Origin of the sequence: Bradyrhizobium sp. 26S5 (genome assembly GCF_036923295.1) — a bacterium.
Taxonomy (GTDB): Bacteria; Pseudomonadota; Alphaproteobacteria; order Rhizobiales; family Xanthobacteraceae; genus Bradyrhizobium; species Bradyrhizobium septentrionale.
On the sequence record NZ_CP145948.1, the window covers coordinates 6,507,900 to 6,523,207 of the forward strand.

At 66.2% G+C, this 15,308-nt stretch carries 12 protein-coding genes; 4 read left to right on the forward strand and 8 right to left on the reverse strand.

Annotation, left to right across the window (positions count from 1 at the left end):
- Positions 1–171 precede the first annotated feature (171 nt).
- Positions 172–1,584: a mannose-1-phosphate guanylyltransferase/mannose-6-phosphate isomerase gene (locus tag V5279_RS30735; protein ID WP_338690915.1), complete on the reverse strand. Its 1,413-nt coding sequence runs from the start codon at positions 1,582–1,584 to the stop codon at positions 172–174.
- A 339-nt stretch (positions 1,585–1,923) separates the two neighbouring features.
- Between V5279_RS30735 and V5279_RS30740 the strand changes: the two genes are divergently transcribed.
- Positions 1,924–2,889 (forward strand): lysylphosphatidylglycerol synthase transmembrane domain-containing protein, encoded by a 966-nt coding sequence (locus tag V5279_RS30740; RefSeq protein ID WP_338690916.1) that lies wholly within the window; start codon positions 1,924–1,926, stop codon positions 2,887–2,889.
- Between the two features lie 31 nt (positions 2,890–2,920).
- Positions 2,921–3,931, forward strand: a complete 1,011-nt coding sequence (locus tag V5279_RS30745; protein ID WP_338690917.1) for a glycosyltransferase family 4 protein — start codon at positions 2,921–2,923, stop codon at positions 3,929–3,931.
- 4 nt (positions 3,932–3,935) lie between these two features.
- On the opposite strand, the gene V5279_RS30750 is transcribed toward V5279_RS30745, so the two are convergent.
- The 6 genes from V5279_RS30750 to rfaD all read right to left on the reverse strand — a co-directional run bounded on the left by V5279_RS30750 (position 3,936) and on the right by rfaD (position 11,894).
- Complete coding sequence (locus V5279_RS30750; protein ID WP_166305844.1) at positions 3,936–4,877, reverse strand: NAD-dependent epimerase/dehydratase family protein; 942 nt, start codon at positions 4,875–4,877, stop codon at positions 3,936–3,938.
- A complete protein-coding gene (locus tag V5279_RS30755) occupies positions 4,874–6,088 on the reverse strand; it encodes a glycosyltransferase family 4 protein (RefSeq protein WP_338690918.1) in 1,215 nt (404 codons plus the stop codon). The genes V5279_RS30750 and V5279_RS30755 overlap by 4 nt, the downstream gene beginning before the upstream one ends.
- Positions 6,089–6,136: 48 nt before the next feature.
- Complete coding sequence (locus tag V5279_RS30760) at positions 6,137–8,050, reverse strand: nucleoside-diphosphate sugar epimerase/dehydratase (protein WP_338690919.1); 1,914 nt, start codon at positions 8,048–8,050, stop codon at positions 6,137–6,139.
- Between the two features lie 84 nt (positions 8,051–8,134).
- Positions 8,135–9,427, reverse strand: a complete 1,293-nt coding sequence (locus V5279_RS30765) for an O-antigen ligase family protein (protein WP_414645850.1) — start codon at positions 9,425–9,427, stop codon at positions 8,135–8,137.
- The gene (gene rfaE1, locus V5279_RS30770) at positions 9,424–10,896 is read right to left on the reverse strand and encodes a D-glycero-beta-D-manno-heptose-7-phosphate kinase (protein ID WP_338690921.1); all 1,473 of its coding nucleotides are present in this window, start codon (positions 10,894–10,896) and stop codon (positions 9,424–9,426) included. Before rfaE1 ends, V5279_RS30765 begins: the two co-directional genes overlap by 4 nt.
- Before the next feature lie 17 nt (positions 10,897–10,913).
- Positions 10,914–11,894, reverse strand: coding sequence for an ADP-glyceromanno-heptose 6-epimerase (rfaD, locus tag V5279_RS30775; RefSeq protein WP_338690922.1), 981 nt, complete (start codon positions 11,892–11,894; stop codon positions 10,914–10,916).
- 136 nt (positions 11,895–12,030) lie between these two features.
- Here rfaD and waaF point away from each other — a divergent pair, with 136 nt between their 5' ends.
- The gene (gene waaF, locus V5279_RS30780; protein ID WP_338690923.1) at positions 12,031–13,095 is read left to right on the forward strand and encodes a lipopolysaccharide heptosyltransferase II; all 1,065 of its coding nucleotides are present in this window, start codon (positions 12,031–12,033) and stop codon (positions 13,093–13,095) included.
- On the opposite strand, the gene V5279_RS30785 is transcribed toward waaF, so the two are convergent.
- Positions 13,077–14,165 carry a glycosyltransferase family 4 protein gene (locus V5279_RS30785; protein WP_414645851.1) on the reverse strand — a complete coding sequence of 363 codons (1,089 nt, stop codon included), beginning with the start codon at positions 14,163–14,165 and terminating at the stop codon, positions 13,077–13,079. The genes waaF and V5279_RS30785 overlap by 19 nt on opposite strands.
- An 86-nt stretch (positions 14,166–14,251) precedes the next feature.
- On the opposite strand from V5279_RS30785, the gene galE reads away from it, so the two are divergent.
- A complete protein-coding gene (galE, locus tag V5279_RS30790; RefSeq protein WP_166305826.1) occupies positions 14,252–15,265 on the forward strand; it encodes a UDP-glucose 4-epimerase GalE in 1,014 nt (337 codons plus the stop codon).
- Positions 15,266–15,308: the final 43 nt, after the last annotated feature.

Below are 15,308 nucleotides of genomic sequence, written 5' to 3' on the forward strand. Positions count from 1 at the left end.
GGCCCCTCTTCCCGATCTGCGCCTCCGGCGCAAATCACCCCGCTTCGTTGGCAGCCGCTATAGCACGGCGCCCCAAATGTGGCGAATGCCAACAACGAAATCCGGACACGTTTTGATTCAAAGAGTTACATCGTCCCGCGGCTCATGAATGGCGCGGGAACCGGCTCGCCCTCAGGTGCGCTGATAGTCGTCCTCGATGCGGATGATGTCGTCCTCGCCGAGATAGCTGCCGGTCTGCACCTCGATCAGCTCGAGCTGAATCTTGCCCGGGTTCTCCAGCCGGTGCACCGCGCCGATCGGGATGTAGATCGATTCGTTCTCGTGCACCGTCTTGATCAGCTCGTTGACGGTGACCTGCGCGGTGCCGCGCACCACGATCCAGTGCTCGGAGCGGTGATGGTGCTTTTGCAAGGAGAGCCGCCCGCCCGGCCGGACGATGATGCGCTTGACCTGGTGGCGGTCGCCATTGTCGACCGACTGATAGGAGCCCCAGGGGCGATGCACCTTGATGTGGTTCTCGGTCACCTCGGGCGCCGCGACCTTCAGCTTTGCGACCAGCCGCTTCAGCCCGTTGGCGTCCTTCTGGCGCGACACCAGCACGGCGTCCTGGGTCGCGACCACGACGAGGTCGTCGACGCCTTCGAGCGCGACCAGCGCCCGGTCGGTCGTGACGTTGCAGTTGCGGGAGTCCTCGAACACGGCGGTGCCGCGCGCGGCGTTGCCCAAGCTGTCCTTGTCGGACAGCTCCCAGACCTGGCGCCACGAGCCGATGTCGGACCAGCCGCACGCCACCGGCACCACCGCAGCATGCGATGTCTTCTCCATCACGGCATAGTCGATCGAGATCGCCTTCGCCGCACCGAAGGCCTGCGCATCGAGCTTGACGAAGCCGAGATCGCGCGCCGCCGATGCAACCGACAGCTCCACCGAGACAACGCTGTCGGCATCGACATTGCGATACTCGTCGAGCAGCACGCCGGCGCGGAACATGAAGTTGCCGCTGTTCCAGAGATAGCCCGCATCGATATAGCCCGCCGCCGTCGCGGCATCCGGCTTCTCGACGAATTTCGCCACCGCGCGCACCTCGCCGGCGACCACCTCGCCCGGGCTGATGTAGCCGTATTCGGTGGCGGGCCGTTCCGGCTTGACGCCGAACGTCACGATGCGGCCGGCTTCCGCAGCAACCAGTCCGCCGCGGCACGCGGCGACAAAGGCCTGGGTATCCCGCACCAGATGGTCGGCGGCGAGCGCCAGCACGATCGCCTCGCCGTCACGGCTCTGCGCGAACACCGCACCGGCCGCAATGGCAGGGCCTGAGTCCCGGCGCATCGGCTCCAGCAGCACATCGGCCTCGCGGCCGACCTCGGCCAGCTGCTCCAGCACCATGAAGCGATAGGCCTCGTTGGTGATCACGATCGGCCGCTCGAACACGCTGGCGTCCGAGACCCGCAGCAGCGTCTCCTGGAAGGTCGAGCGAGCCCCGAACAGCGACAGGAACTGCTTCGGATGCACCTCGCGCGACGCCGGCCACAGCCGGGTGCCCGCGCCACCGCACATGATCAGGGGAATAATTCGTCGATCCATCGATGCCTCAAGTCCTGTCGTGTCCGTGGACGACACACTAACATTGCGCCCGGGCGGCCGCAGCGGACAGCCGTGTTACCTCGAAAGCACGATCCGAGGAGCATAAACGTGCGCCCCCGCACGTCCGGTCGGATTTTACCTGTAATGGTAAACCCCGGCGGAGTGCCGTCCTTCCTGTTTCGGGCCTCTTTAGCCGCCCCGTCGAGCGGGCCGCAATAGGTTCCAGTACGGGTATTGCCAGATCGGTGCGGAAACCATACCAAGGCTGCGAATTTGGGCGCGCGAAAGCGTTTTGCGCAGTTTTTGAAACATTCTGAAAACCTGGCAGCGCGAACGGAAATGCGCCGAATCCTGCTTTCAACCGTCAAGATCCTGATCTCGGCTGCGCTGCTCTATTTCTCGCTGCGCAAGGTCAACCTGTATGACCTCGCCTCGCGCATCCAGGTCGAGAGCCTGGGCTGGCTCGGCCTCGCGATCGCGGTCACGTTCCTGCAGATCTTTCTCGGCGTGCTGCGCTGGCGGGAGATCGGCGTGGAGTGCGGCGCGCCGCTGGAGACCTCCCAGGCGATGCGCTTCAACGTGATCGGCACCTTCTTCAACCAGACACTGCCGTCCTCGATCGGCGGCGACGCGGTGCGGCTTTGGCTCGTCGCGCGCGCCGGCGCGGGCTGGCGCGCCGCCACCTATTCGATCTTCGTCGATCGCGCGGTCGGATTGATCGCGCTTGCCGTCGTGATCGCCGCCACCCTGCCCTGGAGCTATCGGCTGATCTCCGATCCCCACGGCTGGACGGCGTTGCTGCTGCTGGATCTCGCCGGACTGGCGGCCGGATTTGGCTTCCTGTTGATCGGCGTGTTGCCGTGGCCCTGGCTGGCGCGGTGGTGGGCCACGCATCACATCCATGCCTGCGCTGTGATCGCGAACCGGGTGCTGTTCAGCCGTGCGCATGGATTGAAGGTGGCAACCCTCTCGATCGCCATTCACGTGGTGACCGTCATGATCGGCTGGTGCGTGGTGAAGTCGATCGCGGCCCCCGTCACCTTCGGAGAGATCTTCCAGCTGCTGCCGCCGGTGATGCTGATCACGATGATGCCGATCTCGATCGCAGGCTGGGGCGTGCGCGAGGCCACGATGGCGCTGGCCTTCGGCTATGCCGGATTGATCGCCAATGAGGGCGTCAACGTCTCGCTGTTGTTCGGCGCGGTGACGTTCGTGGTCGGAGTGTTCGGCGGCCTGGTATGGATCCTGAGCCCGGAAAAGGCCGCCAACGGCGCCGCGCCGATCGAAGTCCCGGGATCGCAATAGCGAGTCCCGGGATCACAATAACCGGACCAGAATGAGCGCTTTCGAAATCCTCCTGTCGTTGATCGCAGCGGCTCTCGCCGCAGCGATCTCGGCCGTCCTGATCCAGGCGACGCGGCCACTGCTGCTGCGTGTGGCGCTCGCGAAACCAAATGCGCGCTCGTCGCACCGCATTCCGATCCCGCAGGGCGCCGGCATCGCGGTCACGGCAGCCACGCTGCTCGCGGGTGGCATCGTCATCGCCCTCACCGGATCGCCGGACCTGGCTATTCCATTCACGGTGTTCGCGGCCTGCCTGTTCATCGCGGTGGTGGGTTTTGTCGACGACATCCGTTCCCTGCCCGTCGTCCCGCGGCTGTTGCTGCAGGCTGCCGCCGTCGCGGCCGTGGTGTTCTCGGCGCCTGATGATCTCAGGCTCGTTCCGGCCTGCCCGATCTGGCTCGAACGCGGGGCGCTGCTGATCGCCGGGCTCTGGTTCGTGAACCTCGTCAACTTCATGGACGGGCTCGACCTGATGACGGCGGCCGAGGCAGTGCCGATCACGCTGGCGGTCGCTCTGCTCGGCTGCTTTGGCCATGTCGGCGCGGCACCCGCGCTGATCGCGGCAGCGCTGTGCGGCGCGCTGCTCGGCTTCGCGCCGTTCAACCGGCCGGTCGCAAAGATATTCCTCGGCGATGTCGGCAGCCTGCCGATCGGCTTGCTGCTCGGCTGGTGCCTGCTCGAGCTTGCCCTGCACCAGCAATTCGCCGCCGCGCTGCTGCTGCCGCTGTACTATTTGACGGATGCGACGGTCACGCTGTTCCGCCGCATGGCGCGGCGCGAGCCATTCTGGGCCGCGCATCGCTCGCACTTCTATCAGCGCGCGACCGACAACGGATTCACGGTATGGCGCGTCGTCGGCGAGGTCTTCGTGCTCAACCTCGTGCTGGCGCTGCTCGCCTTCGCCTCGGTCGGCCTCAATTCCCTCCGCGCGGACGTCGCCCTGCTGCTGGCCGGCGTGCTCGCCGTCGGCTGGCGGCTGCGCCGGTTCTCGCGACGGCTCTGATCGGTCAGATATCGGTCCGGCTCAGCGCGCGCCGCAGCCCCTCGTCGAGGCTGATCGGCTGCTGCCATCCGGTGCTCGCGACCTTGGAGAGATCGAGTTCGAGCGAGGCGAACAGGCTGTCATAGGCTTCCTTACGGCCGCTGATCCCGAGCAGCACCTTCAACAGCGGCTGCGGCAGCCAGAACAGGCGCGGCGAGGTTTGCGCCGCGCGGGCAAGGCGCTCGACGAACTCCCGCGTCGAGACCTGCTCGCGGTCAGCCACCAGGAACACGTCGAAATCACTTCCCGGTTGCAACAACCGATGCAGGATGAACGACGCCAGGTTTTCCGCCGACAGGAACGCGCGGCGATTCTTCACATAAGCGAGCGGGAGCGGCATGCGATTCATCACCGCGCGCTTGAGCAGGTCGAAATTTCCCTTCGCGCCGGCGCCGTAGATCAGCGGCGGCCTGATGACGGTGACCCGCATGCCGCTGCCCGGCACGATTTCCTTCAAGCCGACCTCGGCGGCCGCCTTCGAGTTTCCATAGAGGCCGCGCGGCGTCAGCACATCGTCCTCGCGATACGGCGGACGCCCGTAATTGCTGCGCCCATGCACCAGGATCGTGCTGACGAAAATGAAATCCCGCACGCCGGCAGCGGCCGCCGAACGCGCCAGATGCAGCGTGCCCTCGATGTTGACGTTGCGGTAGAGCTCGATCGCCTGTTCGTCGGACTGCTGGTGAACGCGGGCCGCAAGATGAACGACGGCGTCGACGCCATCGAGCGCGGCGCGCCAATCGGTGGCCGGGCTGAGCGAGCCGATCGCCACGTCGTTTGCATCCTGCGGCGGGGTCCGCACCGCGCGCCGCACCAGCCAGCCATTGCGCGCCAGCACCGGCACCACATGGCGACCGACGAAGCCGCTCGCGCCCGTCACCAGAACCGTCCGCCGACCATCCTTCATGCCGTCCGCTCCGCATCGCGATTGGAGAGCAGCTCCCGAACCAGCGCAGCATAGCTCGCCAGCGCCCGCTCGGGGCTGAAAGTCCGCGCGGTCGCGACGGCGCGCTCGGCCATCGCGGTGTCCTGCGATCGCGACGCCAGCCTGACGGCGTCGGCGAGTTGATCGGCCCGCTCGGGAGGCACGACCCAGCCGAGCCGGTTTTCGCTGACGGTGAGCGCAGCCTCCGCCTCGGGCTCGGAGACGAGGATGACAGGCCGTCCCGCCGCAAGCAAATTGTAGAACCGGCTCGGGACCGACACCCCGGCGACGTTCTTGCGATAGGGAATGAGCCAGACGTCCGCGCTGGAGAGCAGCGCATCCAGCTCGCCGTCGGCGACGCGGTCGACCAGCGTGACATTGGCGAGCCGCGATGCGGCCTGCAGGTCTTTCAGGCGCGCGAACCCCATGCCCCAGCCCGAGAGCAGGAAGTGGATGTCGGTCTCGTCCTGCAACAGCCGCGCGGCCTCGAACACGATGTCCGGATCATGGGTGAAGCCGAGATTGCCGGACAGGCCGACGACGAAGCGGGCGGCGATGGCCTTGCGAAACGGATTGTCGGGACTGACGGGACGGTTGCCCGGCGTGAGCGTGGCCCAATTCGGAATGAACCTGATCTTGTCCGGCGTCATGCCGCCATAGCGCAGCAACAGTTTTTCGGCGTCGCGGCCGATCACGATGACCGCGTTCAAGGCACGGAACATCAGCGCGTTGACCGCGCGCATCGCCCGTGCCACCAGCGAGGTCGGCCGCAGCAGCCCGGCCATCACCAGCACGTCGGGAAACAGGTCGTGCAGGATCAGCGCCGACCTTGCCCCCTTCAACCTTGCCGCGGCGGCAACCGCATAGGGCAGCGCGAAGGGTGCGGTCACGGTCAGCGCCACGTCGCCGCGCTGCAGCCGCGACAGCAGCGCAAAGAAGATCCGGCCGGTGAACAGCGCCTCGGCCAGTGCGCGCTTGATCAGCGCGGCCTTGCCCGGCAGCCAGTTCCTGATCTCGACGACGACGGGCCGCCCGGGCGCGGACGCCTGCGCCGAGCCCGGCATGCCGGAGACGACCATCACCTCGGCCTCCTGCGCGATCCGCTCGGCGATCGCGCCCATGATCGCGGCGGTCGTGCTGTGGTCCGGCGGATAGTGCTGGCTGACGACGACGACTTTTCGAGAACTGCGCATCAATGGCTTTCGAAACGGGCTTGCCTCATCGTGCGCAGGACGGCGCGGTCAGGCGGCATTCGATCCGAACTCGGGCACGGCATCCTGAAGCACGGCGTGGATGGTCACGCGGTCATCTCTCTCGATCGCATCCTCCAGCGCCGCGAGCCACTTGCGCAGCGTCGCCATCGGGGGCTGGTTCGGCTTCGCCGCCATCACGCCGGCGACGCCGATCTCGAGCGTCGGCTCCTGGCTTGCGAACAGGATCTCGTTCAGCCGCTCGCCGGGACGGATGCCGCTGAACACGATCTCGACATCGACGCCGGGCTGCAGGCCCGACAGCCGGATCATCCGCTCGGCGAGATCGACGATCTTCACCGGCTGTCCCATGTTCAGCACATAGACCGAGACGTCGGGCCGCGCCGGCGTCACCGCGTGCGTGGCCGCAGTGATCACGAGATCGCAGGCCTCGCGGATCGTCATGAAGTAGCGAACCATGTCCGGATGGGTGACCGTGATCGGTCCGCCGGCCTCGATCTGCGCCTTGAACTTCGGCACCACCGACCCGTTGGACGCCAGCACGTTGCCGAACCGCACCGAGATCAACCGCATGTGCGCCTTGCCCTTCGCCTCGGTCATCAGGTCATGGTCCAGCGCCTGACAATACATCTCGGCAAAACGCTTGGTCAGGCCCAGCATCGACACCGGCTCGATCGCCTTGTCGGTCGAGATCATCACCATCGCGCTGGCGCCCGCGGCGCGCGCGGCGTCGGCCACGTTGACCGAACCGAAGATGTTGGTCTTGACCCCCTCGCTCCAGTCGCGCTCCAGGATCGGCACATGCTTGAGCGCCGCGGCATGGAACACGATGTCGGGCTTGAACTCGCTCATCAGGCGCGTGATGCGCTCGCGATCCCTGATGTCGGCGATCCGGCCCTCGATCTCGGCGCCGGTGTCGCGCGCCGACAGCGCCTCGGTCACCGCATAGAGCGCCGGCTCGGAATTCTCCACGACCAGGAGGCGCGCCGCGCCGAAGGTCGCGACCCGGTCGCAGATTTCCGCGCCGATCGAGCCGCCGCCGCCGGTCACGATCACGGATTTGCCTCGCACCAGCGCCTCAAGGCGCGCGTAGTCGATCTTCTGGCTCGGCCGCAGCAGCAGGTCCTCGACCGCGACATTGGTGAGCCGCGGCGCATCGCCGCCTTCCAGCGACGGCAGGCGGCTGACCATCAGGCCGAGCCGCTTGGCGCGCATCAGCACGCTCTCCGGATGCGCCTCCGGCTCGAACGCCGAGGGCATCATGACCACGCGCTTGATCGGCCGCTGGCGGGTCTCGAAGTCGCGAATCACGGCCTCGATGTCATCGACGCCGCCGACCACGGGAATGTTGCGGATCATCTGGCCGCGATCCGCGTTCGACGGCGAGAGCACGCCGACCGGCCAGAGCCGCTTGATGGCGCCGTTCTCGATGCCGCGCAGCACGACTTCCGCGTCGGCAGTGCGTCCGACCAGCAGCGCAGGCGCGGCATTGTCGGACCGGGCATGCAGGCGCGTGCGCGAATAGCGGAAATAACGATAGCCGATGCGCAACGCGCTCAGCGCGAACACTTCAAGGAAGAAGAACAGGATGATCGTGACCCGGCCGAGGAACACCGGACTCTGCGAACTCGATCCCGTGAAGAAGTAGACATAGTCCAGCACGACCAGTGCCAGCGTCAGCACCGCCGCGACCCGCAGGATATTCACCGCGTCCGGCAGCGAGGTGAAGCGCCATTTCGCCGTGGTCAGGTTGGAGAAATAGCTGACCGCAACGCTGAACAGCACGAACCAGGGCAGAATGCGCAGCAGGTGCGGCAGCCGGTCGGTAAGGAGGCTGCCCTCGAAACGCAGATAAAAGCTCGCCAGCAACGCAAACGTCGTCGCGAGCGCGTCATGCGCCATAATCAGGAAGTTGCGCAGGGTGAATTGTGAAAGACGCGTCATCTAACAGACGGGTTGCCGGCAGCTGGGAGTTCGCGATGGGACATTGGCAGGCTGATAGCGTATCTGCACAGCCCTTGCCAGCGATCATGGACCGACGGGAGGTTCGGGTTCCATATCGGTCCCCAATCGCCCCTTCAACGCCATGCCGCCGGCTACCCCGACGCCCAGCACATACATCCAGCCTTCGTGAAAGTCGAAGATGTGTGAATTAAACAACGAAGTAAAAATATTCTGCACCACAACGAGGAGTCCAATCCAGTTGGCGAGACCATCGCCGCGAAACAGCAAGAGATGCAACAGCCACATGGCGTAAAGTATGGCGACGCCCAGAATGCCCCACTGCACGGCGACGTTCAACGTTTGATTGTGAGGATTGCCGACCACCCCGCCGCTAGCCTGGGTCTCACCGCCGACCGCGACGCGCTCGAACAGGCCGCGCGTCGAGCCGGTGCCATGGCCGACGAGCGGGGCCTCGGCAAAGAACCCGAGCGACTTGCGCCAGAATTCCAGCCGCAAACCCATCGACGTCGGCTCGTTGCGCTCCATGTAGAGCTTGTAGTCACGCTGGAATGACTCGGCCGTCCAGCGCAATTGCGGCGACGCATACCACGCCACCACGGACAACGCGGCGGTCGCGCAAGCGATCAGGATGATGCTGCGCCAGCGCAGATGGAGCAGCGCAAACACGGCAAACATGATCGGAACCGTCACCATCGCGGTCCGCGACACCACCACCAGCGCCATGTTGGCGAACAGGCTGAGCGCAATCGCGATCAGCAGCACGGCCGGTAGGACCCGTTTTTCCCGCAACAGCATGACGATCGGATAGGACAGCCCGACCGCGCACAGCGTGAATTCCTGGCTCTGGTTGATGTAGTTCTTGACGAAGACTCCCTGCTCCCCGGGACCAGGCGCCCTCAATGCGAGGCCGGGATAGGCGAACACCAGCCAGGACATCACCATCAACAGCGTGCAGGATATCACGAAGGCCACGAACACCCAGCTCCCGCGCGTCGAGCGCTGGAAATGATAGAGCAGGACCGGAAGCACCAGCAGCTTGGCCGTCGGCCCGACCGCGTAGAATCGCGCGCCCCATGCGGCGTCCGACCAGAGCGTGCCGACCAGCGCGAGGCAGAATAGCGCGATCGGCGCCACGCAGATCGGCCGCTTCAGCAGCGTCCAGAACGCCCTCAGGTCGACCGTCGGCGCGATCGCGATCAGCAGCACCACGCCGAAGATGCCGACCAGCGAGGTCGACCACGGCATCGACAGCGCAATCAGCACCGCGACCACATCGGTCGCAGTGTGCCAGCGAGCCGGATCGCGCCAGGCCGGGCACGCCGCGGCGCCGGCCTGAGATGCCACGCTCGCGCTCACGCCTTGCCCTCACGGGCCCGGGCAACCAGCGACGTGGTGCTGTGGCCGGGCAGGATCTCGACCAGCACGACCTCGCCGCCGGCGGCTTCGACGATCTCGTGACCGACCACCTGCTCGCGGGTGTAGTCGCCACCCTTGACCAGCACGGTCGGCCGCACCTTCGTGATCAGATTGATCGGCGTGTCCTCCTCGAAGATTGCGACAAGGTCGACGGCTTCCAGCGCCGCCAGCACCTCGGCGCGGGCCCGCTCGTTCTGCACAGGACGCCCCTCGCCCTTCAGCCGCCTCACCGAAGCGTCGCTGTTCAGCCCGACGATCAGGCGGTCGCAGGTGCTGCGCGCGGCGGTCAGCACCTTGACGTGGCCGGGATGCAGGATGTCGAAACAGCCGTTGGTGAAGCCGATGCGCAGATCCTGTTTGCGCCATTCCTCGAGATGCGCATCGATATCGCCGCCGGCCGGCACGATCTTGTCCTCGGCCGCGAGCGAGGCGTGCGGCAGGATCCTTCGCCGCAATTCGGCGGACCTGACGATCGCGGTCCCGGTCTTGCCGACCGCGACCGCCGCCGCGGCACTGGCGATCCGCAGCGCGCCGTCCCAGTCGGCACCACCCGCCAGCGCCAGCGCCAACGCCGCCGCAACGGTATCACCGGCGCCTGAGACGTCGCGCACCTTGACCGGCAGCGCCGGCACATGGATCGAGCCGCCGTCCCGCGTCACCAGCGTCATGCCGCGCTCGCCCTGCGTCACCAGCATCGCCTCGCAATCCGCGAGATACATCGCATCGGGCGCGGCCTGGGCGATGCTCTCCTGGCTGTCGGCGCGGCTGCGGGTCGCCTCGGCAAATTCCTTCCGGTTCGGCGTCAGCACGGTGGCGCCGCGATAGATCGCGAGATTGGCGCTCTTGGGATCGACGATCACGCGCTTCTTGGCCTGGCGCGCAGCGTCGATCACGTTGCGGATCACGCGCGCGGTGAGCACGCCCTTGGCGTAGTCGGACAGCAGCACGATGTCGGCACGGGCAAGATGCGGCAGGATCGCGTCGATCAGCTGCTGCTCGATGGCGGGCGCCGCCGGCGCGGCGAGCTCCCAATCGGAGCGCAGCATGTGGGTCGAGAATTGTTCGGAAACAAAGCGCACCTTGCGCGTGGTCGGTCGCGCGGCGTCGCGCACCAGCACGGTCTCGATGCCGGCCTCCTTCGCCAGCGCCTCACTCAACGCGGTGCCGGCGGCATCCTCGCCGATCAGGCCGACGAAGATGCAGCGCCCGCCGAGCGCGGCGATATTGCGCGCGACGTTGCCGGCGCCGCCGATATTACTCTCGCTGCGCCTGACCGCGATCACCGGCGCCGGCGCCTCCGGCGAGATTCGCGACACTTCGCCGTACACGAACTCGTCGAGCATGAGGTCGCCGACGCAGAGCACGGTCTGACCGGACATCGCACGCGAGATCGCTTCAAAATCGAACATCTGTCACACTGATCCGCTTAGCGATAGCGATCTGGGCGGTCGAGAAAGCCCTTCACATAGGCCAAGACCGCGTCTTCCAACCGAGTAAAGCCGCCATTGTATCCGGCGCGCCCGAGACGATCGACAACGCTCTGGGTGAAGTACTGGTAGCTGCCGCGGATCTGCTCCGGCATCTCGACATACTGGATGTTCGGCTGCAGGCCGAGCGCGCCATAGGCCGAGACGATCAGGTCCTTGAAGCTGCGCGCTTCGCCGGTTCCGACATTGAACAGCCCGGAGACCCGCGGCGTCGCGATCAGCCACATCATCACCCGCACGACATCGTCGACATAGATGAAGTCGCGGCGTTGATCGCCATCGGCGATGCCATCGCGATGCGACTTGAACAGCTGCACGACGCGGCCCGCCTTGATGTCGTCGAAGCGGCGCGCCAGCACGCTCATCATCGTACCCTTGTGATATTCATTCGGCCCGAACACGTTGAAGAACTTCAGCCCGGCCCATTGCGGCGGCAGCCGCTCGCCCTTCGCGACGCGCTCGGCGACCGCAAGATCGAACAGCTGCTTGCTCCAGCCGTACAGGTTCATCGGCCGCAGCCGCTTCAGCCCCTCGACCGACCCGTCGTCGTCGAACCCCCGCTCGCCGTCGCCATAGGTCGCGGCCGAAGAGGCATAGATAAACGGCGTGGCATTCGCGGTGCACCAGTCGAGCAGCCGCATCGAGAGCCGGAAATTGGTCTCGATCACCAGATCGCCGTCGGTCGCCGTGGTCTCAGAGATGGCGCCGAGATGGATGACAGCGTCCAGCCGCCGTCCCTTCAGCCAGTCGCCGAGTTCGGTCGGGGGAACGACGTCGGCAAGCTGCCGCTTGGCCAGGTTCCGCCACTTGCCGTCGTGCCCAAGGATATCGCAGACCGCGACGTCGCTGCGCCCGGCGTCGTTCAACGCGGCCACGACGTTCGAGCCTATAAAACCGGCGCCCCCGGTTACCAGAAACATGATGAAATCCCGCCAGATTCCTTTGCAGCCGCCAGCTTTGCCCCACTCCGGCGCCACAGGCAACGACGGCTTTACCTCTAATCGCGAACCAGTTACCGACTTGGCCGCGTCCGACCCGGTCTTGGCCCTTTTAGAAATGAATATTGATTCAATATATGATATCGAAACACAGGATACGGAGGATAGCAGACCTATCCTGATCGTACCCTATGTTTGGATTGGGGATTTCGTGCGCGGCCACACCGTGGTCCGGGTTCTCCGCAAGCGCTGGCCCAATCGGCCGGTCGATCTGCTGACGTCAAGCCTGTGCGCCCCTTTGGTCGATTATATGCCGGGTGTCCGCGCCGGGCTCGTCTACGACCTGCCGCGCAGCCAGCTGGCCTTGGGCAAGCAGCGGGAACTCGCTGCCGAGCTTCGCTCCCGGAACTACGCCACCGCGCTGGTGATGCCGCGCACCTGGAAGTCGGCCATCGCGCCGGCGCTGGCCGGGATCCCGGAGCGGGTCGGCTTCTTTGGCGAGGCGCGATTCGGCCTGATCAACGCCATGCGCTGGGGCGAAAGGAAGCTGCCGCGCTTCATCGACAAGAACGCCGTGCTGGCGCTGCCCGACGGCGCGCCCCGCCCGGGCGAATGGCCTGTGCCGCAGCTCCGGGTTCCCGCCGACGAGATCGGACGCTGGCGGCAGGCCAACGGCCTCGGCACCGGCCCCGCCGTCGCACTCGGGCCCGGCTCGGTCGGCGCCTCAAAGCGCTGGACCTATTATCCGGAAGCCGCGCGGCTGTTCGCCGAGCGCGGCTTCGACGTCTGGGTGGTCGGCGGCCCCGGCGAGAAGGCGCTGGCGCAGGAGATCGCGGCCGCCGGCGGCGCGCGGGTCCGCGATCTCACCGGCACCGATCTGCGCAATGGCGTGCTGGCGATGGCCGCGGCCAATGTCGCCATCGCCAACGACTCCGGGCTGATGCACATCGCGGCCGCGATCGGCACGCCGACCATGGGCATCTTCGGCCCGACCGACCCCTATCTCTGGGCCCCGCTCAATGAGCTCGCCGCAACGGTGCGGCAGACCAGGAGCAAGCTCGCGTGCCAGCCGTGTCAGCGCACGGTCTGCACCATGAACGACCATCGCTGCATGCGCGACATCGCAGCCGAAGAGGTCGTCGATATCGCGCAACGCGTGCTGGCTCAGATCAGCTTGCGATAGACCGCCGCGATTGCGCGCGCTTCCGCATCGAGGCTGAACTTATCCACAACTCGTTGGCGGGCCCGCGCCCCCATCGCCGCTGCCGACGCCGGATCGCGCATCAGCGGCTCGAGCGCGGCCACCAGCGCGTCGGCATCGCCGGTCGGCGTCAGCACGCCGGTCGTGCCATCGACGACGAACTCGGCAGCGCCCGCGCGCGCCGCGACCAGCGCCGCGCCTGCCGACATCGCCTCGATCAGGGTCAAACCAAAGCCTTCGTTGCGCGAGGTGAAGGCGTAGATCGTCAGCCGCTGGTACCAGCGCACGACATCCTCGATCGGCAATTCACCTGTGATGATGATGCGCGATTGCAGGCCGGCCGCCTCGATGCGCCGCTTCAACTCGCCGGCAAAGACCTGCTGCTCCGGCACCACGGCGCCGACGATGACGGCGGTGAAATCGGGATAGCGCGGCAGCAGTCTGCACATCGCCTCGACGAACACGTCGCTGCCCTTCTGCGCGCGCACCCGCCCGAAGCAGCCGATCGCATAGCGTCCCGGCAATCCGCTCTCGGCGAAGGCCGCCGCGCGATCGGCCGGCGGCGCATAGCTGATGGTATCGACGCCATGCATCACCACGGTCGCCTCGCGCTTCAGATACGACGCCGACAGCGGGCTGGTCGCGATGATCGCATCCATGTTGCGGATCAGCCAGCGCGTCAGCCAGGTGTGGTGACGTTGCGCGGCTGACGTGAACAGCAGTTTCAGCGGCCAGCCGAGCGCACGCAGCACGAGCCCTGCGATCATCTCGTCATTGCGCCGCGCATGCCAGATCAATGGCGACGCGCGCCGCCACAGCCGCATCAGATCGGCAAATCCCATCGCGTCGATGCCGTCGGGCCGATGCGAGCCGAGCCAAGCCGCGCGAAACATTTTGGCAAGCTTCGGCGCGACCATGCGGTTGGTCGCGGTGACACCGGAATAGCGTCGGTGCAGATTGGGCACGATGAGCTCGAGCTCGGGCGCAGGTGTGTTCTCGATCGGCACGCAAGTCTCCGTTTCGCGCCAGTTCCTATACGCAACATTAAGCATAGTGGCCAGTTCGGTTGGGTCGAAACCCCCTCTTCACCGCGCTCCCGCTAGCATCGCCGGCCAAAGATATCGGGAGAGCTCTATCCATGACCGTGCTCGTAACCGGCGGCGCCGGCTATATCGGAAGTCACATGGTCCATGCGCTGGTCGATGCCGGCGAGAGCGTCGTCGTGATCGACAATCTCTCCACCGGCTTCTCCGCGTTCCTGCCCGACGGCGTGCCGCTGTTCATCGGCGATGCCGGTGACGAGAACCTCGTCGAGGGCGTGATCGCCCAGCACGGCATCGACAGCATCATCCATTTCGCAGGCTCCGTGGTGGTGCCGGACTCGATGCGCGATCCGCTCGGCTACTACCGCAACAACACCATGACGACGCGCAGCCTGCTCAATGCCGCGGTGAAAGCCGGCGTCAACCGCTTCATCTTCTCCTCGACCGCGGCCGTCTACGGCAATCCGGACCAGGTGCCGGTGCCGGAGATCGCGCCGACCCGTCCGCTGTCGCCCTACGGCTCCTCGAAGCTGATGACCGAGATCATGCTGCACGATGTCGCCTCTGCCCATGGCATGAGCTACGTCGTGCTGCGCTACTTCAACGTCGCCGGCGCCGACCCGAAAGGACGCGCCGGCCTCGCCACCGTCGGCGCCACCCATCTGCTCAAGATCGCGGTCGAGGCCGCGACCGGCCAGCGCGCCAAGATCGACGTGTTCGGCACCGACTATCCGACACAGGACGGCAGCTGCGTGCGCGACTTCATCCATGTCAGCGATCTCGTCGAAGCGCATCGCTCGGCGCTGTCCTATCTGCGCGCCGGCGGGCAATCGGTGACGTTGAACTGCGGTTATGGCCGCGGCTATTCCGTGCTCGAGACGATCGAGACGGTGCGCCGGGTCTCGATGCGCAATTTCGCCGTCGCCTACGCCGCGCGACGGCCCGGCGACATCATGACCATGGTGGCCGACACCACGAGGATCCGCTCGGCTCTCGACTGGACGCCGCGCTACGACGATCTCGAGACCATCGCAACCCATGCACTGGCCTGGGAGGAGAAGCTGTTCCGGGAGCGCGGCGGCCCCGCGCGACAGGCAGAATCGGCCTAAAAATCAAGCCGTTATCAAGCCGTTATTGGGCTTGAAAAAGCCC